The sequence below is a fragment of the Nocardioides sp. Z22_16 genome, assembly GCF_058134365.1.
In genome coordinates this window covers 363,556-382,793 of the sequence record NZ_JBYTTI010000005.1, presented here as the reverse complement: position 1 = coordinate 382,793, position 19,238 = coordinate 363,556, and the positions used below count along the sequence as shown (strand labels likewise).

Sequence of the window (19,238 nt, the reverse complement as noted above, 5' to 3'; positions counted from 1 at the left end):
CCGCGATGAGGAGTCCTGGGTGTACCTGAAGAGCCTGACCCTGAAGGGCTTCAAGTCCTTCGCGTCGGCCACGACGCTCCAGCTCGAGCCAGGCATCACCTGCATCGTCGGACCCAACGGGTCGGGGAAGTCCAACGTCGTCGACGCACTCGCCTGGGTGATGGGCGAGCAGGGGGCCAAGTCGCTGCGCGGCGGCAAGATGGAGGACGTCATCTTCGCCGGCACCTCGGGACGCCCGCCCCTGGGCCGCGCCGAGGTCGCCCTGACCATCGACAACTCCGACGGCGCGCTCCCCATCGACTACGCCGAGGTCACGATCAGCCGGACGATGTTCCGCAACGGTGGCTCGGAGTACGCGATCAACGGCAGCTCCTGCCGTCTCCTCGACGTGCAGGACCTCCTCTCCGACTCCGGCATCGGCCGGGAGATGCACGTGATCGTCGGGCAGGGCCAGCTCGACTCGATCCTGCACGCGACTCCGGAGGACCGTCGCGGGTTCATCGAGGAGGCCGCGGGCGTCCTCAAGCACCGCAAGCGCAAGGAGAAGGCGCTCCGCAAGCTCGACTCCACCGACGGCAACCTCACCAGGCTCAACGACCTCCTCACCGAGATCCGTCGCCAGCTCAAGCCCCTCGGGCGTCAGGCCGAGGTGGCACGCCGGGCCGCGACGGTCCAGGCGGAGGTCCGCGATGCCCGGGCGCGGATGGCGGCCGACGACCTCGTCACCGCCCGCGAGGCGCTCGAGCAGGAGCTGGCGGACGAGTCGGTCCTGGTGGAGCGGCGCGAGGCCGTGGAGGCCGAGCTCACCGCGGCGCGCGAGGTGGAGGCCCGCCTCGAGGCCGCGCTGCGCGAGGACCTGCCGGCGCTGGCTGCGGCCCAGGAGGCGTGGTTCGCCCTCTCGGGCCTGCGCGAGCGCCTGCGCGGCACACAGTCGCTGGCTGCCGAGCGGGTGCGCAACGCCCGCGGCTCCTCCGAGGAGAGCCACCCGGGCGGCCGCGACCCCGACGAGCTCGAGGCCCAGGCGGCCAAGGTGCGGGTCCAGGAGGAGCGCACCGCCGCCGAGGTGGAGGAGCTGCGTGGCGCGCTCGAGCGGGCGGTCCTCGCCCGTCGCGAGGCGGAGGACGCCGCCGCCGAGGAGGAGAGGCGCATCGCCGGACTGGTCCGCGCAGCCGCGGACCGTCGCGAAGGGCTGGCTCGCCTGCAGGGTCAGGTCAACGCGCTGAAGTCGCGCGCGGCCGCGGCCGACGAGGAGCTCGGACGCCTGGAGTCCGCGCGCCAGGAGGCGTTGGCCCGAGCCGAGCGGGCCCAGCACGACTTCACCGCCCTGGAGACGAGGGTGGCCGGCCTGGACGCCGGCGAGGAGGGGCTCGATGCCGAGCACGAGGCGTCGGTCGACCAGCTCGACGACGTCGAGGAACGGCTGGCCAGAGCCCGCGAGTCGCTCCAGGCCGCCGACCGCGACCGTGCCGGGCTGCTGGCTCGCAAGGACGCGCTGGAGATCGGGCTCAGCCGCAAGGACGGCGCCGGGGCGCTGCTGGCGGCCGCCGACGAGGTCTCCGGGCTGCTCGGCTCGGTGGCGGCGCTGCTCCAGGTCCGGCAGGGGTACGAGGCGGCAGTCGCCGGTGCCCTGGGTGCCGCCGCGGACGCGGTCGTGGTGCGGGGGAGCGCTGCCGCGCTGGCCGCGCTGACGCACCTCAAGGAGCACGACCTCGGACGCGCGGCCCTGGTGGTGGCCGGGGGATCGGCGCGCGACGGGGACAGGCCGACGCTCCCGGCGGGGGCCACGTACGCCCTCGACGTGGTGGAGTGCCCGGCGGAGCTGGCCCCGGCCGTCGCGGAGCTGCTCTCGCAGGTGGTGGTGGTCGACGATCTCGGCGCCGCGCGCGACCTCCTGGGGACCCACCCCCACCTCACGGCGGTCACCAGGGCCGGTGACGCCCTGGGGGCCCACTTCGCGGTGGGCGGCTCGACCAGCCAGCCCAGCCTGCTCGAGGTCCAGGCGGCCTACGACGAGGCGGTCGCCCAGCTGGGGCAGGTCACCGCGGCGAGCGAGCGGCTGGGGTTCGAGATCTCCGGCCTCGAGGGCGAGCGGCTCGAGGCGCTCAAGCGGGTCGACGTGGCCCTGGCGCGCCTCCACGAGTCCGACGCCACCCTCGCGGCCGTGGCCGAGGAGCTCGGCCAGTACGGCTCCCAGGCCCGGGCGGCCCGTGGGGAGGCCGAGCGGCTCGAGCGGGCCATCGCCTCCGCGACCCAGGCGCGGGAGAAGGACCTGGCCGGCCTGGCCGACCTGCAGTCCCGGCTCGACCAGGCCCAGCAGGCCCCGGAGGAGGAGCCCGACGCCACCCAGCGCGAGGCCCTCAAGGAGGCGGCGCGGACGGCGCGGCAGGAGGAGATGGACGCCCGGCTGGCGCTGCGCACCGCCGAGGAGCGGGCCCGTGCCATCCACGGACGTGCCGACTCGCTGCTGCGGGCAGCGGCGGGGGAGCGCGAGTCCCGGGCCCGGGCGCAGGCCCGCAGGGAGCGCCTGCTCCGCGAGGGCCGGGCGGCGGAGGCGGTGGGGGCGGCCGTCGCCGTGGTGCTCCATGCCCTGGAGGGCGCGGTCAACCGCGCCGCGCACGAGCGCGGCGAGGTCGAGCGCTCCCGGCACGGGCGCGAGCAGGAGCTGCTGACCGTCCGCGCCCGGATGCGCGACCTGGGGCGCGAGCACGACGAGCTGGTCTCCTCGGTGCACCGCGACGAGATGGCCCGGGCCCAGCAGCGGATGCGCATCGAGCAGCTCGAGGAGCGTGCCCTCGAGGAGCTGGGGCTGGACCCCGACGCCCTGGTGGCGGAGTACGGCCCGCAGAACCCGGTGCCGTTCTTCGGGGAGGTGCCGGAGGGCGAGGAGGCGCCCGACCCGGTGCCCTTCGTCCGTGAGGAGCAGCAGAAGCGGCTCCGTGCCGCCGAGCGGCAGCTCAGCATGCTGGGCCGGGTGAACCCGTTGGCGCTCGAGGAGTTCTCCGCGATGGAGGAGCGGCACCGCTTCCTCACCGAGCAGCTCGAGGACCTCAAGCGGACCCGCAAGGACCTCTTGGACATCGTCCACGAGGTCGACCAGCGCGTCGAGCAGGTCTTCACCGAAGCGTACGCCGACGTGGAGAAGGCGTTCGACTCGACCTTCGCCCGGCTCTTCCCCGGAGGGGAGGGCCGACTCGTCCTCACCGACCCCGCGAACATGCTGACCACCGGGATCGAGGTCGAGGCGAGGCCGCCGGGCAAGAAGGTCAAGCGGCTCTCGCTGCTCTCCGGCGGGGAGCGGTCGCTGGTCGCGGTGGCGTTCCTGGTCGCCCTCTTCAAGGCCCGGCCGTCCCCGTTCTACATCCTCGACGAGGTCGAGGCCGCGCTGGACGACACCAACCTCGGTCGGCTGCTGGAGATCTACGAGGAGCTGCGCGAGAACTCCCAGCTCCTGGTGATCACCCACCAGAAGCGCACGATGGAGGTCGGGGACGCCCTCTACGGGGTGACCATGCGCGGCGACGGGGTCTCCGCCGTGATCAGCCAGCGGCTGCGCGAGAGTGAGCCGGCATGAGCCCCTCCAGACCCACCCGCGCCGACTACGTCGCCTGGCGGACCGTGACCACCCGGTGGCGCGACGACGACGCCTACGGGCACCTCAACAACGCCACGTACTACGAGCTCTTCGACACCGCCGTCAACGCCCACCTCTTCGAGGCGACCGGGACCAACGTGCGGTTGCTGCCCCGGATCGGCATCGTGGCCGAGACCGGCTGCCGCTACTACCGCGAGCTGGGCTTCCCCGAGCCGATCGAGACAGGTCTGGTCGTCGACCGGATCGGCACCTCCTCGGTCGTCTACCGGATCGGCCTCTTCCAGGGTGAGGACGACCGGGCGGCGGCCGAGGGGCGGTTCGTGCACGTCTACGTGGACAACACCCGGGGCCCGGGGGACCGGCCGGTGGTGCCGATCCCCGAGGTGGTCCGGGACGCCGTGCTGCCGTTGCTGCGCGACCCCGCGGCCCCGTGACTCGAGCAGCTCGCCGGGCGCTGTGGCGCACGCGACACGCGGTGGTCCCCGCCCTGGTGTCCTATCGTGCGAAGGTGGGGGATCTCGGAACCGGACCACAGGAGCAAGTCACATGCTGACCATCGTCGTCGTCATGGTGCTCACCCTGCTGGTGGCCGCCGTCGTGCTGGCCTACGTGGCGTTCCCGCACCGGGGGCAGGACCTGCCGGTGCTGCCGCAGGCCGGTCGCGCGGTCCGGAAGGGGCTGGAGGCACTGCCCGTCATCGAGGAGGACCCCGAGGTGCCGCGCAGCCCGTCACGACGTTGACGTGGTCGGTCTGATTGGATTGGGGCATGGGTGAACTGCTCTATCTGATCATCGGCATCGCTGTCCTCAGCGTGCTGGCCGTCGCGGGTCTGCTGGCCAGCGGCCGTCGCTCCCCGAAGGTGCCCCCGGGCGCGGGGACCGACGTCCTCACCCGACCCGGGACCACGACGGCACCGGAGGCCCCTCCCACCCCCGCCGAGGCGGGGGCCGACGTCGGGGTGGTCGCTGCGCCCGACGTCGCGGAGGTCGAGACCGCCCCGGCGGTGGAGCGGCCGGAGGGGGTCTCCTCCCGGCTCGTCCGCCTGCGTCAGCGGCTCTCGGGCTCGCAGGGAGGGCTGGGTCGCGGTCTGCTCGCGCTCCTCTCCCGTGACCGCCTCGACGAGGACACCTGGGAGTCGATCGAGGACACGCTGCTCACCGCCGACATCGGGGTCCGGCCCACCCAGGAGCTGGTCGAGAGGCTGCGCGCCCGGATGCGGGTGGAGGGGGGCAAGGCACCCGACGTGCGCGCGGTGCTGCGCGAGGAGCTGCTCACCCTGGTCGACCCGGGTCTGGACCGGCGCCTCCAGGTCAGTGGCGCCGACGGCAAGCCGGGCGTCGTCCTGGTGGTGGGAGTCAACGGTGCCGGCAAGACGACCACCGTGGGCAAGATCGGGCGGATCCTGGTCGCCCAGGACCGCAAGGTCGTGATGGGTGCGGCCGACACGTTCCGCGCCGCGGCCGTCGAGCAGCTCGCCACCTGGGGCGAGCGGGTCGGGGTCGAGGTCGTCCGCGGACCCGAGGGGAGCGACCCGGCCAGCGTCGCCTTCGAGGCCGTCAAGGTCGGGGCCGAGAGCGGGGCGGAGACCGTCCTGGTCGACACGGCGGGCCGCCTGCAGAACAAGGCCGGCCTGATGGACGAGCTGGGCAAGGTCAAGCGGGTGATCGAGAAGCAGGCGCCGGTGACCGAGGTGCTCCTCGTGCTCGACGCGACCACCGGCCAGAACGGGATGATCCAGGCCCGCGTCTTCTCCGAGGTGGTCGACGTGACCGGCATCGTGCTCACGAAGCTGGACGGCTCGGCCAAGGGGGGTATCGTCGTAGCGGTCCAGCGTGAGCTCGGCGTTCCGGTCAAGCTGGTCGGACTCGGCGAGGGAGCTGACGACCTGGCGCCGTTCGACGCCGAGGCGTTCGTCGACGCGCTGCTCGGCTGAGCCGAACCAGACCGACCAGGAGGCCGCCCGACGTGGACCGACCCAGCATCACCCGGGTTCGACGCGTCCTCGGACGGGTCGTCGAGGGACGGGCCTCCGCCCCGGCGGGTGTCGGTCAGCTCGGGGCCGACGCGTCCCTGCTGATGGGCTCCCCGCTCTTCGACGAGGAGTGGTACTCGCTGGTCACCGGCGAGGAGGGCTCACGGCTGGAGCTGATCCGGCACTACCTGCGGACCCCGGTCGCCCGTCGTCCCTCACCCAACCGGCTCTTCGACCGGCAGTGGTTCGCCGAGCACCACCCCGCCGACCTCGGCGACCGCGACGTCTTCCTCGTCTACCTGCGCCGCCGCGCCTGGCGTGCCTCGACCCACCCACTCTTCGACACCCGGCGCTACCTGCGACGTACCCCGGGTGCCAGCGCCCACCCGCACGGGCCGATCGGCCACTACCAGGAGTTCGGGGCCGCCGCCGGGGCGGCGGCCAACCAGTGGCTCCTCGGGGAGGACGACGAGAGGCACCCGGATCTCCTCGCGTGGATCGCCCAGCGCCGCTCCGAGTGGACCCGGCGTCGCAGCGCCGCGCCGAGCTCCGCCGCCGTCCGCGAGGACCTGCGCCGTGGCCAGCAGGTGCTGGCCAGCTACGACCACGTCGCGCCGGAGCCGGCCTCCGACGGACCGCTGGTCTCGGTCCTCCTGGCCCCGGGCCGCGACAGCGGGCACCTGGCGACCTCGCTGCGGTCGCTGCGCGCCCAGGTCCTCGCCTCCTGGGAGGTGCTCGTGCTCGACGAGGGGGTGCTGCCCCAGCTCGAGGAGGTGCTCACGGCCGAGCTGCCCGACGGCCGCTGGTCGACGGTCCAGGTGCAGGACGCGGGGCGCGCCGCGGCCCTCAACACGGCACTCGCCCTCGCCCGGGGCGACTGGGTCGCCTTCCTCGAGGCCGGTGACACCTGGTCTCCGGACCGCCTCCGCCTGATGGCGGCGGTCGGGCAGGTGGAGGACGAGCCGGCCCTCGTCGACGTCCTGCGCCGGGTGCGTCGCGACGGCTCCTCGGCACTGGTCGGGGGAGGGCTGGCCCGCGGGCCGCTCGCGCAGCGTGTCACGGTCGACCTCGCGAGACTCGTCGTCCGGCGGGAGGTGCTCGCGAGCCTGGGCGGGTTCGACGAGGAGCTCCCGGGCGCCTGGGTCTTCGAGCTCGCGACCAGGCTCGCCCCCCGGTGCGGCCTGCACCCGGTGCCGCTGCAGGGAGTGACCCGGCACGCGAAGTGGGCCTCGGAGGCCCGGAAGCGTCCGGCGGGGGACCGCCCGGTGCTCGAGCACGCCACCGTGAAGTCCTGGGCCGACGTCGTGCTCAACCGCTCCCTCATCGACTGGGACGAGGCCGCCCGCACCCCCCGGGACCCCGGGCTGGTCTCGGTCGTGATCCCCACCTACGCGGACTGGGAGATGACCCGCGCCGCGGTGGAGAGCGTGATGTCCGCCGCGGCGGACAGCGCCCTACGTGTCGAGTGCCTGGTGGTCGACAACGGGTGCGACGCGGACGCCTCGGTCGTGCTGGACTCGCTGCCGGCGAGGTTCGACCAGGTCCGGGTGCTCCACCTGCCCACCAACCACGGGTTCGCGCTCGGCAACAACCTGGCCCTGCCGCACGTCGGTGGCGCCTGTGTGGTCTTCCTCAACAACGACACCACCGTCGAGGCCGGGTGGCTCGAGCCGCTCGTCGACGCGCTGGCCGACCCGGAGGTGCTGGCGGCCCAGTCCCTGCTCCTCTATCCCACGGGTGTCGTCCAGTCCGCCGGGGTCGCCTTCCCGGTCACCGGCGGGCTGCCGCACGCCTTCCTCCAGGGCTTCCCGGTCGAGGACGCCACCGGGGTCGAGGAGCTCTCCTTCCACGCCCTCACCGGCGCCGCCCTGGCGCTGCGCACCGAGGACGCGGTGGCGCTCCAGGGGTTCGACCCGGTCTTCCGCAACGGGATGGAGGACATCGACCTGTGCCTGCGGCTGGCCGCCCGCCGCAGCGGACGCTTCACCGTGCGCCCCGACTCGCGGGTCACCCACCACGAGTCCCAGACCCCGGGGCGGTTCGACGCCTTCGACACCAACCGCACCCTCTTCCTGCAGCGGTGGGAGCACGACCTGCCGGGCGACGACGAGGAGCTGTGGGCGACGAGAGGCTTCCGCGTCGTGGACCGGGCCGTCGCCTTCCGGCACCGCAAGCAGCGCCGGCTCGGTGTCCCCGAGCCGGTCCTGGTCCGCGCGCCGCGTCCCCGGATCTCCGAGTCGCCTCCCCGGCTCCGGTGGGCCATCAAGAACCCCGCCCCGTTCGGCCCGGAGGCCGAGCGCTGGGGTGACACCCACTTCGCTCGCGCCCTGGCCGCAGCCCTGCGCGAGCTCGGCCAGGAGGTGGTGATCGACCACCGTCCGGAGCACGAGCGCTACACCGGCCGCTTCGACGACGTCTCGCTCGTGCTGCGGGGGCTGGCTCCGTTCCGCCCCTCCCTCGAGCACGTGACCATCGGATGGGTGATCTCGCACCCGGAGATGCTGCCCACGGCGGAGGCGGTCTCCTACGACCGTCTGCTGGCGGCCTCGGTGACCTGGGCCGAGCGACGGTCCCGGGACTGGGGGATCCGGGTCGAGCCGATGCTGCAGGCCACCGACCACCGGCTCTTCCACCCCGACCTGGCGGTGCCGGACACCGGCCACCCGGTGCTCTTCGTCGGGGGCTCCCGCAAGGAGTACCGCCCCATCGTCCGCGCCGCGGTCGAGCAGCGGCTGCCGCTGTCGATCTACGGGAGCCAGTGGCGCCCCTTCGTGGCTGGGCGCCTCATCAAGGACACCTACCTGCCCAACTCCCGGCTCGGGGCCGCCTACCGGTCGGCCGGGGTCGTCCTCAACGACCACTGGGAGGACATGCGGCTCGACGGCTTCCTGTCCAACCGTCTCTTCGACGCGGCCGCCAGCGGCGCCCGCGTGATCACCGACGACGTGGTCGGGCTCGACGACCTCTTCGGGCGCTCCGTCCAGGTGATGACCTCACCCGCGCAGCTGGTGGCGCTCAGCTCCTCCAGCCGGCCCGACGAGGTCTTCGGCTCCGACCAGGAGCGCCGCGAGGTCGCGGCCCGGATCCGGCGCGAGCACTCCTTCCGCGCCCGGGCCGCACGGCTCGTCGAGATCGCCGTGGAGGCGCGGCGCGAGCGAGGCTTCGACCGCTGATCAGGCGGTGCGGGTGGCCCGTCCGTCGGCGGAGTCACGAGCCACCTCGAGGTGGCGACGCAGGGCGGTGTCGCCGAGCCCGTCGGGGACCGGGGAGCTCGCATCCGACTCCAGGACGGCGGCGAGGAGGTCGGGACGCAGGGCCGACGAGACCAGGGCACGGAGATGGTCGAGGAGCCACGGGTCGTGGCGGAACTCGCCGGTGGGCTCACCGAGGGCGAGCTCGTCCGGGTCGGGGCTGCGGGCCAGGTAGGACTCCTCGAGTGTGCCCTCCTTCCACCGTCGGTAGTCGGCCATCCCGTGGTGGTTGGGACTCGGCTTGAGGTCCGGCGAGGCCTCGTAGCCCCGGCCGGCGTTGACCACCTTGCGCTCGAACTGGGTCCAGGAGCGCCACGGCAGGTGCAGCACCTCCATGGAGACCTCGGGATCGGGCTGGCCGTTGCTGGGCATCGAGGTGAAGTGGTTGCCCTGCTGGATCACGATGTCCGACTCGCCCCGGTGCACTGCGTTGGGAGTGGGCTGGGCGTGCAGCCCCACCGCGCGCAGCGTCTCGTTGCTGCGCTGGTCGCGCCAGACCAGCCGGGAGAGACCGCTGCCCGACCAGCCCGCCGGGCCGATCAGGTTGACCACCGGCACGGTGAAGGCGTTGAGGTGGAGCGGGGTCCGCTCGAGCGCCTCGCGGACGCTGAGGTGGCGGTCCACCGGGACCAGGAACTCGTCGGCGTCGAGGTTGAGCACCCAGTCCGCCCGGTACTGCGTGCGGGCCCGGCGGGCCATCCGGGTCACCACGTCGCGCTGCTGCTTGCGGTGCTCGGGGTCGTTGTGGAGCTCGACCAGCCCCGTCTCCGCGTAGGCCTCCAGCACCTCGCGCGTCCCGTCCACCGAGGCGTTGTCGGTGACGATGAGCCGGTCCAGCCCCTGCGCCAGGTGGTGCTCGACCATGGCCGCGACGATGTCGACCTCGTCGCGCACCATCAGCGTCCCGATGATCCTCACAACCCCGCACCCTAGTTCACCGCGCCAGCGGCGGCGGTGTTCACATGGCTGTAACACCAGGGCCTCAGACGTTGCATGGACGCAACATGCTTCGGCACACCTGGAAATCTCCTGGCCCGAGGGTTGCTGGCATCACACCCCGAGGCAACTGGAGGTCCAATGGACTACGGCTACCACGCCTGGATGCTGATGTCGGCATCACTGGTCCTGATGATGACGACGCCAGCGCTGGCGCTCTTCTACGGCGGCATGAGCCGCTCCAAGTCCGTGCTCAACATGATGATGATGTCGTTCTCGGCGATGGGCGTCATCGGCGTCGTCTACGTGCTCTGGGGCTGGTCGATGTCCTACGGGTCGCAGGACGTGGCGATGCTCTTCTCCAACCCCTTCGAGCTCTTCGGGCTCAAGGACGTGGGCGGGCAGGACTACATCTTCGTCGGCTTCCAGCTGACGTTCGCGGTCATCACCGCGGCCCTGATCAGCGGGGCGGTCGCCGACCGGCTCAAGTTCTCGGCCTGGATGCTCTTCCTGCCCCTGTGGGCGACGCTCTCCTACTTCCCCCTGGCCCACATGGTCTGGGGCGGTGGGTTCCTGAGCGGCGCCACGAACGGCCTCGCTGACCTCATCTTCTCCGGTGCCGACGGCGCCGAGGTCGCGCCGATCGACTACGCGGGTGGCACCGTGGTCCACATCAACGCCGGTGTCGCCGGCCTGGTGCTGGTCCTGCTGCTGGGCAAGCGGCTCGGCTTCGGCAAGGAGCCGATCAAGCCGCACAACCTGCCGCTGACCATGATCGGCGCGGGCCTGCTCTGGTTCGGCTGGTTCGGCTTCAACGTGGGCTCGGTCGTCTTCAGCGGCGAGAGCCCCGAGGCGGACGCGGAGCAGTTCCTCAGCGAGACCAGCCTGGTCTGGCTCAACACGACCATGGCCGCCGCGGCCGCGATCCTGGGCTGGCTCGTGATCGAGAAGATCCGCGACGGCAAGGCCACCTCCCTGGGTGCTGCCTCGGGTGTCGTCGCCGGTCTGGTCGCCATCACCCCGGCCTGTGGCTCGCTCTCCCCGGTCGGCGCGATCATCCTGGGCCTGGTCGCCGGTGCCCTCTGCGCCCTGGCCGTGGGCCTGAAGTACAAGCTCGGCTACGACGACGCGCTCGACGTGGTCGGCGTTCACCTGGTCGGTGGCCTGGTCGGCACCGTCGGGATCGGGTTCCTGGCCACCAGCGGCGGCCTGTTCTACGGTGACGGGGTCAAGCTGCTCGTCATCCAGGTCGTGGTCGCGCTCTTCGCCATGATCTGGTCGGCGGTCGCGACCCTGGTCGTGGCCCTCGCGGTCAAGGCGGTCATCGGGCTCCGGGTGGACGAGGAGGTCGAGGTCGAGGGCCTCGACTTCGTCGAGCACGGCGAGTCCGGCTACGACTTCGGTGGTGCCGGCGGCACCCGCCGTGGGGTCATCGGTGGCACTGCCACCTCGGAGCAGGTCAAGGAAGGAGCCACCGCATGAAGCTGGTCACCGCGGTCATCAAGCCGCACAAGTGGGAGGACGTCCGTGAGGCCCTGGAGACCTTCGGGGTCGCCGGGATGACGGTCTCCGAGGTCAGCGGCTACGGCCGGCAGAAGGGTCACACCGAGGTCTACCGGGGGGCGGAGTACGACATCGCCCTGGTGCCCAAGATCCGGATCGAGATCGTGATCGACGACGCCGACGCCGAGGACGTGGTCGGCATCGTGGTCAAGACCGCGCAGACGGGCCGGATCGGGGACGGCAAGGTCTGGGTCAGCCCGGTCGACACCGTGGTCCGTGTCCGGACCGGCGACAAGGACGAAGCCGCCCTCTGAGCCGAGGTCCCACCCCAGAGATCGAGGAGGCCCGTCCCGGGCGGCGCACGCCGTCCGGGACGGGCCTCGCCCATGTCCGGAGCAGGAGGCCCCGATGACCCAGGTCGAACGAAGTGAGCGCACCGCGCGCGCAGACACGCTCTGCCGCGAGGCCTACCAGGCAGCCGGGGGGCCGGAGTCCGGCTTCTCGCTGGTGGCGGTCGGTGGCTACGGTCGTGGCGAGCTGGCGCCGTACTCCGACCTCGACGTCGTGCTGGTGCACGAGGACGGCCTGGACCCCGCGGCGTTGGCGTCCGCCCTCTGGTACCCCCTGTGGGACTCGGGCGCCCGTCTGGACCACTCGGTCCGCTCCTCCAGCGAGATGGTCCAGACCGCCGCGGCGGACCTGAAGGTGGCCCTCGGACTCCTCGACCTGCGGCACCTCGCGGGGGATCCCAGCCTCACCCTGCGACTGCGCACGACGATGCTGGCGCAGTGGCGGCGCTCGGCCCGCGAGCGGCTCCCGGAGCTGGCGGCGATGGTCCGCCGCCGCCACGAGCTGGTCGGGGAGCTCGCCCACGTCTCCGTCCCCGACCTGAAGGAGGCGGCTGGTGGGCTGCGGGACGCCTGCATCCTGCGGGCACTGGTGGCGACCTGGCTGGTGGACGTGCCGCACGTCGAGCTGGAGCGGGGGCGGCAGGCGCTGCTGGACGTGCGCGACCACCTGCACGCCACGACGGGCCGTCCCGTGGACCGGGTGGGGCCCGAGAGCTGGCCGGAGATCGCCACGGGGCTCGGACTCTCCGACTCCGACGCCGCGCAACGGCACGTGCGCCGGCACGGTCGTCGCATCGCCCACCTCTCCCGCCTGACCTGGCGACGGGTCGAGGCCGTCCTGGCCCGGCCCAGGGCGACCGGGGGCAGGCGGCCGCGGCTCCAGCCGTTGGCCCCGGGAGTGGCCGAGGCGGCCGGCGAGGTCGTGCTCGACGGGCGCGTGGAGCCGTCGTCGGACGCCCTGCTCCTGCTGCGGGCGGCGACCGAGGCGGCCGAGCGTGACCTGGTCCTCGCCCCCGCCACCGTCGCCCGCCTGGTCGCGGAGTCCCCGGGGCTCTCCGAGCCCTGGCCCGAGGAGGCGCGCCACCTGATGGTCCGGCTGCTGGCCTCCGGGCCAGGACTCCTGGGGGTGTGGGAGACGCTCGAGGAGACGGGGGGACTGGACGGCGTCCTGCCGGAGTGGGAGCGGATCCGTCTCCTGCCCCACGCCTCGGTGGTCCACCGCTTCACCGTGGACCGCCACGTGGTCGAGACCTGCGTCGAGGCGTCCCGGCTGATCCGACGGGTCCCGCGGCCCGACCTGCTGATGGTCGCCGCCCTGCTCCATGACATCGGCAAGGGCGGTCTGGTCGAGCACAGCGTGGCCGGGGAGCCCCTGGCCCGGGCGGTGGCGGGTCGGATGGGGTTCTCTCCCGCCGACGTCCAGGTGATCGGGACCATGGTGCGCTGGCACCTGCTGCTGCCGAGCGTGGCCACCACCCGCGACGTCGACGACCCGACGACGGTCGCAGAGGTGACGGAGCGGATCCCCGACCAGCTGACCCTCCAGCTGCTCGCCGCGCTGACGGAGGCCGACGCGCTCGCCGCCTCGGAGAAGGCCTGGTCGAGCTGGCGTGCGGGGCTGGTGGGCGCCCTGGTGCGCCGGGCCGGCGCGGCGCTCGCCGAGGGGGGCGACGAGCCGGCGCTCCTGGACCCGGCGGACCGCGAGCTGCCGGTCCCGGCGTCCCTGGCGGAGGGCTCGGTACCCGTCTCGATCACCGTGCAGGACAGCGACGACGGCTCGCGGGTCACCGTGATGGCTCCGGACCGGGTCGGGCTGCTGGCGGACGTGGCCGCGACCCTGGCCCTGCACCGGGCCCCGGTCCGGGGGGCCCGGGCGTGGTCGCAGGGCGAGATGGCCGTCTCGCAGTGGGAGATCTCGGACACCGGCCTGGAGACCGCCGTGCTGCGCCAGCGGTTCGAGGCGATCGCGGAGGGACGCATCGAGCCCTCGACGCGACTGCGTCCGATCGAGACCCGCGGACTGGATCCGTCGGTCGCCGTGCGGCCGGAGGCCTCCAGGCGGGCCACCGTGCTGGAGGTGCGCGCAGCCGACCGTCCCGGCCTGCTCCACCGCGTGCTCTCCGCGGTGGCCGCGCTGGGCATGACGGTGAGGTCGGCCCACGTGGACACCCTGGGACCGCAGGCGGTCGACGTCTTCTACCTCCAGGAGATCGGGGGAGGGGCGCTGGCCGACGACCGGGCGGCCTCGGCGGCCCACGCGGTGAGGGACGCCCTGACCTGACCGCGCCCGGTACGCCCGCCCGGCCCGGCCGGTTAGTCTTGGGGGCAGCCATCGCGGCACCACCGCCCCACCCAGCTCCCCACCCAGCTCTGCAACCAGCCCCGCGACCAGGGGCCCATCGACGCAAGGACCGCACGTGTTCGCCACACTCTCCGACCGGCTCGCCGAGACCTTCAAGAACCTCCGTGGCAAGGGGAGGCTCTCCGAGGCCGACATCGACGCCACCGCCCGGGAGATCCGGATCGCGCTCCTGGAGGCCGACGTCGCGCTCCCGGTGGTCAAGGAGTTCGTCGGGGCGGTGAAGGAGCGCGCCCGCGGCGAGGAGGTCAGCCAGGCGCTCAACCCCGCCCAGCAGATCATCAAGATCGTCAACGAGGAGCTCGTCAACATCCTCGGCGGCGAGACCCGTCGCCTCCGGTTCGCCAAGACCGGCCCGACGGTGATCATGCTCGCCGGTCTCCAGGGTGCCGGCAAGACCACGCTCGCCGCCAAGCTCGCCCTGTGGCTCAAGGAGCAGAACCGCACGCCGCTCCTGGTCGCCGCGGACCTCCAGCGGCCCAACGCGGTCAACCAGCTCCAGGTCAACGGCGAGCGGGTCGGCGTCCCCGTCTTCGCCCCCGAGCCGGGCAACGGTGTCGGCGACCCCGTGCGGGTGGCCCGGGCCGCGCTCGAGGAGGCGAAGCGAACCCTGCACGACGTGGTCATCATCGACACCGCCGGCCGCCTCGGCGTCGACGCCGAGCTGATGAAGCAGGCCGCCGACATCCGTGACGCCGTGGACCCCGACGAGGTCCTCTTCGTCGTCGACGCCATGATCGGCCAGGACGCGGTCAGCACCGCTCAGGCGTTCCTCGACGGCGTCGGCTACGACGGCGTCGTGCTCACCAAGCTGGACGGCGACGCGCGCGGTGGAGCCGCGCTCTCCATCGCCTCGCTCACCGGCAAGCCGGTCATGTTCGCCTCCGCCGGCGAGAAGATGACCGACTTCGACCTCTTCCACCCCGACCGGATGGCGTCGCGGATCCTCGACATGGGGGACATGCTCACCCTGATCGAGCAGGCCGAGAAGGCCTTCGACCAGGAGCAGTCCCTCCAGGCCGCCGAGAAGCTCCTCCAGGGCAAGGGGGACTTCACCCTCGACGACTTCATGCAGCAGATGCAGCAGCTGCGCAAGCTCGGCTCGATGACCAAGATCATGGGGATGCTGCCCGGGATGGGGCAGTACCGCGAGCAGCTGGAGAACTTCGACGAGCGGGAGCTGGACCGCATCCAGGCCATCATCTCCTCGATGACTCCGGCCGAGCGGGCGAACCCCAAGATCATCGACGGGTCACGCCGGGCGCGCATCTCCAAGGGCTCGGGCACCACGGTCGCCGACGTCAACCAGCTCGTGGACCGGTTCTTCGAGGCGCGCAAGATGATGCAGCAGATGGCCAAGGGCGGGATGCCCGGGATCCCGGGCATGCCCGGCATGCCCGGCATGGGCGGCGGCAAGCGCGGCAAGCAGCCGAAGAAGGCGAAGGGGAAGTCGAAGCGGGTCTCCGGGAACCCCGCCAAGGCAGCGGCGCAGAAGGCCGCCGGCGGGAAGCAGCCGGGGGCCGCGGCCAACCCCTTCGGCGCGGGCGCGGAGGAGATCGACTACGAGAAGGCGGCCGCCGCGCTGGAGCTGCCCAAGGACTTCTCGAAGTTCCTCAAGTGAGCTGACGGGTCGGACGCGCGGTGGACCGCACCCTGCTGGTGATCGACGCGGCGAACGTGGTCGGCTCCCGGCCGGACGGCTGGTGGAAGGACCGGGGCGGCGCGGCGCGTCGACTGCACGAGGCCCTGCTCGTCGCCGACCTGCCGCACGACGAGATCGCCCTGGTGGTCGAGGGGGCGGCCAAGGGAGGCGTCAGGCCGGGACGGGACGTGCACGTGACGACCGTGCACGCCCCCAAGGACGGGGACTCCGCGATCGTGGCGCAGGTGCGGACCGCCCGGGAGGCCGGACGCCGCGTCACGGTGGTCACCGCCGACCGGTTCCTCCGCGCCCGCGTCGAGGGGCTCGGCGCCCTGACGTTGGGTCCGGCCTGGCTCTGGGACCGGCTATGAGTGGTCGGCCGGCCGGTGGCCGCGGACCGCGGCGAACGTCCACAGCTTGTTGAGCACGAACGACAGCGGGGTGACCACCAGGATCACGATGAGCTGGCCCCAGTAGAGGCGTGTCCTGAAGCCCGTCGAGTCGTCCAGCACGTCGGTGGGCAGCGCCAGCGCGGAGCCGGGGTGCATCAGCGACGTCAACAGCATCAGCCCCAGGGCCTGTCCCAGGAGGCCCACCGCCAGGAACGGCCAGTACTCGTCCCACCAGCGGGCGTGCGCGGTCGAGCGGAAGGTCCACGTCCGGTTGAGCTGGAAGTTCCACACGTTGGCGACCAGGAACGCCACGGTGGAGAAGACGTGGTACCACCGGACGTTGAAATCGGTCAGGGGCAGACCCACGACCGCGGCGTCCGGATGGGAGCCCAGCCGGTTCACCAGCACCAGGGTGGCCAGGTTCACCACGACGCCGGAGGCACCGACCAGACCGAACCTGAGGAACAGGCCGAGGTTGCGGAGGCCCCGGGCCGCATGTCCTTCCACACTCACCCGAGGACAGTAGCGGCCACGGGGAGGAGCGGTGTCATACGGTCGCTCCATGAGAGCGTCGAGGTTTTCGGGTCCGGTCCTGCCCACGGGGGAGGCCACGCAGCTGTGGGTGGTCGACGGCCGCGTCACCCTCGAGCCGCAGCCGGGCGCCGAGACGGTGGCGTCGGGATGGATCGTTCCCGGGCTGGTGGATGCCCACAACCACCTCGGTCTCGACGACCCCGGCGCGATCAGCGACGAGGAGACCGAGCGCCAGGCGCTGGCCGACCGGGACGCCGGCGCGCTCCTGCTGCGTGACTGCGGCTCGCCGAGCGACACCCGCTGGGTCCAGGAGCGCGAGGACCTGCCCCGCCTGATCCGCGCCGGGCGGCACATCGCGCGGACCCGCCGCTACCTCCGCAACTTCGGGCACGAGGTGGAGCCCGAGGAGCTGTCGGCCTACGTCGCCCAGGAGGCACGGGCCGGGGACGGCTGGGTCAAGCTGGTGGGGGACTGGATCTCGCGCGAGGACGGCGACCTGGCGCCGTCCTTCCCGCCCGCCGCCTTCGCGGCGGCGATCGCGGTGGCCCACGAGCACGGGGCGAAGGTGACGGCCCACTGCTTCGGCACCGAGGTGCTCCAGGGGCTGCTCGACGCGGGCATCGACTGCATCGAGCACGGCACCGGCCTCTCGGTGGACCAGGTCGAGCAGATGGCCGCGGCCGGGGTCGCCCTGGTGCCGACGGTGATGCAGACCTCGAAGTTCCCCCAGTTCGCCGCCGGCGGGCGCGAGCGGTTCCCGGCGTACTCCCAGACCATGGACGAGCTCTACGCGCGGCGCCGGGAGGTCCTGATGGCGGCCCACGAGGCGGGCGTGCAGATGTACGTCGGCAGCGACGGTGGGGGCCCGAGCAGGCACGGCCACCTGGCGGGCGAGGTGCTGGCGATGGCGAAGATGGGACTGCCCCCCGACGAGGTGCTGGCCGCGGTCTCCTGGAAGGGGCGCGAGTGGCTGGGGTGGAACGGGCAGCTCACCGAGGGAGCCCCGGCCGACTTCGTGGTCTACGACCGGGACCCGCGCGTGGACCTGTCGGTCCTCTACGAGCCGGCTCGCGTCGTGCTGCGGGGGCGGGTCGTGGCCTGAGTCGCCCGCGCTGGGGAGGCGACGAGGCACGGCAGGCGGACGCGATTGGTGGGACCGGGCAGACGTCTGGCAGAATATTTCCTCGTGTCCTGTCCGTACGGACCCTCTCATCCGGACGCGGCAGTGCCCTCCGAGTGATCCGACCCGGTCCCCACCTGGTTGCGGCTCGCTCACCAACCTCAACTTCGCAAGGAGACACCACAAACGTGGCCGTCAAGATCCGTTTGAAGCGCCTGGGCAAGATCCGGGTGCCGCAGTACCGCATCGTCGTCGTCGACTCGCGCAAGAAGCGGGACGGGCGCGTCATCGAGGAGATCGGCAAGTACCACCCCAAGGAGGACCCGTCGTACATCGACGTCGTCTCCGACCGGGCCCAGTACTGGCTCGGTGTCGGCGCGCAGCCGACCGAGGCCGTCGAGGCGATCCTCAAGATCACCGGCGACTGGCAGAAGTTCAAGGGTCTCCCCGGCGCCGAGGGCACCCTGCGGGTGGCCGAGCCCAAGCGGGACAAGCTCGAGATCTTCAACGAGGCCCTCAAGGACGCCGCCAGCGAGCCCAAGGCCGGTGCGGTGACCAAGAAGTCCTCCAAGAAGGACGACAAGAAGGCCGAGGAGAAGGTCGAGGAGAAGGCCGTGCCGGCCGACCAGACCCCCGAGGTCGCTGCCGAGGTCGCTGAGGCGGCTGAGGAGATCACCGCCGAGGACGCCGGCAAGAGCGAGGCCTGAGCATGCTGGCCGATGCCTTGGAGCACCTCGTCCGCGGGGTGGTGGACAACCCTGACGACGTGTCGGTCCGGGACAAGGAGCTGCGCCGCGGCTCGATCCTCGAGGTCCGGGTGCACCCCGACGACCTCGGCAAGGTCATCGGTCGCAACGGGCGTACCGCCACCGCTTTCCGCACCGTGATCTCGGCCCTCGCGGGCCGTGGCGGTGCGCGGATCGACTTCGTGGACGTCGACCGCAGGCGCTGAGCAGCACCCCACGTCGTGGGCGTCACCCGTCAGGGTGGCGCCCACGATGCATTTCCCGCCGTGCCGCCCTCTACCCTGAGCGCGTGGAGAGCATCGACGTGGTGGTGGGTCGGATCGGGAAGCCGCACGGCCTTCGGGGTGAGGTGACCGTGGACGTCCGTACCGACGAGCCGGAGCGCCGGTTCGAGGTCGGCGCCAGGCTCCGGGCGGAGCCGCCGAAGGGCTCGGCCAGCTCCCTGGGCCAGCTCACGGTCAGGTCGAGCCGCTGGCACCAGGGGGTGCTGCTGCTCGGCTTCGAGGAGCTGGGCGACCGCAACGCGGCCGAGGCCGCCCGGGGGATCGTCATGCACGCCGACCTGCCGGTGCACGCCACCCCGGAGGACCCCGACGAGTTCTACGAGCACCAGCTGGTCGGCCTGCAGGTGGTCGACGAGGAGGGTGAGCGGATCGGCACCGTGCGCGGCCTGGTCGCGGGTGCCGCCCAGGACCTTCTCCAGGTGACGGCCCACGACGGCCGCGAGACGCTGGTGCCGTTCGTGCGGGCCCTGGTGCCGGAGATCGACGTCGAGGCGGGACGAGTGGTCGTCGCGGACCGCCCGGGCCTGGTCAGTCCCTTCCCCGACGAGGCGTGAGT

Annotated in this window: 16 protein-coding genes; 14 read left to right on the top strand and 2 right to left on the bottom strand. The window is 72.5% G+C overall.

Annotated features, from left to right (window positions below; translation table 11 throughout):
• The first annotated feature begins 19 nt into the window (after positions 1-19).
• The 5 genes from smc to AC3X7R_RS16950 all read left to right on the top strand — a co-directional run bounded on the left by smc (position 20) and on the right by AC3X7R_RS16950 (position 8,738).
• Positions 20-3,571, top strand: coding sequence for a chromosome segregation protein SMC (gene smc / locus AC3X7R_RS16970; RefSeq protein WP_489966859.1), 3,552 nt, complete (start codon positions 20-22; stop codon positions 3,569-3,571).
• Entirely contained in the window at positions 3,568-4,026 is a 459-nt protein-coding gene (locus AC3X7R_RS16965; RefSeq protein ID WP_489966858.1) for an acyl-CoA thioesterase, read from the top strand. The genes smc and AC3X7R_RS16965 overlap by 4 nt, the downstream gene beginning before the upstream one ends.
• A 112-nt stretch (positions 4,027-4,138) precedes the next feature.
• A complete protein-coding gene (locus tag AC3X7R_RS16960) occupies positions 4,139-4,333 on the top strand; it encodes a hypothetical protein (RefSeq protein ID WP_489966857.1) in 195 nt (64 codons plus the stop codon).
• A gap of 26 nt (positions 4,334-4,359) precedes the next feature.
• A complete protein-coding gene (gene ftsY / locus AC3X7R_RS16955; RefSeq protein ID WP_489966856.1) occupies positions 4,360-5,526 on the top strand; it encodes a signal recognition particle-docking protein FtsY in 1,167 nt (388 codons plus the stop codon).
• Between the two features lie 32 nt (positions 5,527-5,558).
• A complete protein-coding gene (locus AC3X7R_RS16950; RefSeq protein ID WP_489966855.1) occupies positions 5,559-8,738 on the top strand; it encodes a glycosyltransferase in 3,180 nt (1,059 codons plus the stop codon).
• Here the strand turns inward: AC3X7R_RS16950 and AC3X7R_RS16945 are convergent, their stop codons facing one another.
• The gene (locus AC3X7R_RS16945) at positions 8,739-9,734 is read right to left on the bottom strand and encodes a glycosyltransferase family 2 protein (protein WP_489966854.1); all 996 of its coding nucleotides are present in this window, start codon (positions 9,732-9,734) and stop codon (positions 8,739-8,741) included.
• A 159-nt stretch (positions 9,735-9,893) separates the two neighbouring features.
• Here AC3X7R_RS16945 and AC3X7R_RS16940 point away from each other — a divergent pair, with 159 nt between their 5' ends.
• The 5 genes from AC3X7R_RS16940 to AC3X7R_RS16920 all read left to right on the top strand — a co-directional run bounded on the left by AC3X7R_RS16940 (position 9,894) and on the right by AC3X7R_RS16920 (position 15,977).
• Positions 9,894-11,234: an ammonium transporter gene (locus AC3X7R_RS16940; RefSeq protein ID WP_489966853.1), complete on the top strand. Its 1,341-nt coding sequence runs from the start codon at positions 9,894-9,896 to the stop codon at positions 11,232-11,234.
• A complete protein-coding gene (locus AC3X7R_RS16935) occupies positions 11,231-11,569 on the top strand; it encodes a P-II family nitrogen regulator (protein WP_489966852.1) in 339 nt (112 codons plus the stop codon). Before AC3X7R_RS16940 ends, AC3X7R_RS16935 begins: the two co-directional genes overlap by 4 nt.
• Before the next feature lie 94 nt (positions 11,570-11,663).
• A complete protein-coding gene (locus tag AC3X7R_RS16930; RefSeq protein ID WP_489966851.1) occupies positions 11,664-13,886 on the top strand; it encodes a [protein-PII] uridylyltransferase in 2,223 nt (740 codons plus the stop codon).
• Positions 13,887-14,022: 136 nt separating this feature from the next.
• The gene (ffh, locus tag AC3X7R_RS16925; RefSeq protein WP_489966850.1) at positions 14,023-15,585 is read left to right on the top strand and encodes a signal recognition particle protein; all 1,563 of its coding nucleotides are present in this window, start codon (positions 14,023-14,025) and stop codon (positions 15,583-15,585) included.
• A gap of 20 nt (positions 15,586-15,605) precedes the next feature.
• Positions 15,606-15,977 carry a hypothetical protein gene (locus AC3X7R_RS16920; RefSeq protein WP_489966849.1) on the top strand — a complete coding sequence of 124 codons (372 nt, stop codon included), beginning with the start codon at positions 15,606-15,608 and terminating at the stop codon, positions 15,975-15,977.
• On the opposite strand, the gene AC3X7R_RS16915 is transcribed toward AC3X7R_RS16920, so the two are convergent.
• Positions 15,972-16,511 carry a GtrA family protein gene (locus AC3X7R_RS16915; RefSeq protein ID WP_489966848.1) on the bottom strand — a complete coding sequence of 180 codons (540 nt, stop codon included), beginning with the start codon at positions 16,509-16,511 and terminating at the stop codon, positions 15,972-15,974. The two genes, AC3X7R_RS16920 and AC3X7R_RS16915, sit on opposite strands and share 6 nt — an antisense overlap.
• A 49-nt stretch (positions 16,512-16,560) precedes the next feature.
• On the opposite strand from AC3X7R_RS16915, the gene AC3X7R_RS16910 reads away from it, so the two are divergent.
• From AC3X7R_RS16910 to rimM, 4 genes are all read left to right on the top strand, one after another.
• Positions 16,561-17,634: an amidohydrolase family protein gene (locus AC3X7R_RS16910; protein WP_489966847.1), complete on the top strand. Its 1,074-nt coding sequence runs from the start codon at positions 16,561-16,563 to the stop codon at positions 17,632-17,634.
• Between the two features lie 206 nt (positions 17,635-17,840).
• Positions 17,841-18,359: a 30S ribosomal protein S16 gene (gene rpsP / locus AC3X7R_RS16905; RefSeq protein WP_489966846.1), complete on the top strand. Its 519-nt coding sequence runs from the start codon at positions 17,841-17,843 to the stop codon at positions 18,357-18,359.
• A gap of 2 nt (positions 18,360-18,361) precedes the next feature.
• Entirely contained in the window at positions 18,362-18,604 is a 243-nt protein-coding gene (locus AC3X7R_RS16900) for an RNA-binding protein (RefSeq protein WP_489966845.1), read from the top strand.
• An 83-nt stretch (positions 18,605-18,687) separates the two neighbouring features.
• Complete coding sequence (gene rimM, locus AC3X7R_RS16895) at positions 18,688-19,236, top strand: ribosome maturation factor RimM (protein WP_489966844.1); 549 nt, start codon at positions 18,688-18,690, stop codon at positions 19,234-19,236.
• Positions 19,237-19,238: the final 2 nt, after the last annotated feature.

Bases quoted from the DNA above. Each gene is read 5' to 3' on its own strand.
- AC3X7R_RS16965 (WP_489966858.1), top strand. From the start codon at position 3,568: ATGAGCCCCTCCAGACCCACCCGCGCCGACTACGTCGCCTGGCGGACC.
- AC3X7R_RS16960 (WP_489966857.1), top strand. From the start codon at position 4,139: ATGCTGACCATCGTCGTCGTCATGGTGCTCACCCTGCTGGTGGCCGCC.
- ftsY (WP_489966856.1), top strand. From the start codon at position 4,360: ATGGGTGAACTGCTCTATCTGATCATCGGCATCGCTGTCCTCAGCGTG.
- AC3X7R_RS16940 (WP_489966853.1), top strand. From the start codon at position 9,894: ATGGACTACGGCTACCACGCCTGGATGCTGATGTCGGCATCACTGGTC.
- AC3X7R_RS16935 (WP_489966852.1), top strand. From the start codon at position 11,231: ATGAAGCTGGTCACCGCGGTCATCAAGCCGCACAAGTGGGAGGACGTC.
- AC3X7R_RS16930 (WP_489966851.1), top strand. From the start codon at position 11,664: ATGACCCAGGTCGAACGAAGTGAGCGCACCGCGCGCGCAGACACGCTC.
- AC3X7R_RS16910 (WP_489966847.1), top strand. From the start codon at position 16,561: ATGAGAGCGTCGAGGTTTTCGGGTCCGGTCCTGCCCACGGGGGAGGCC.
- AC3X7R_RS16900 (WP_489966845.1), top strand. From the start codon at position 18,362: ATGCTGGCCGATGCCTTGGAGCACCTCGTCCGCGGGGTGGTGGACAAC.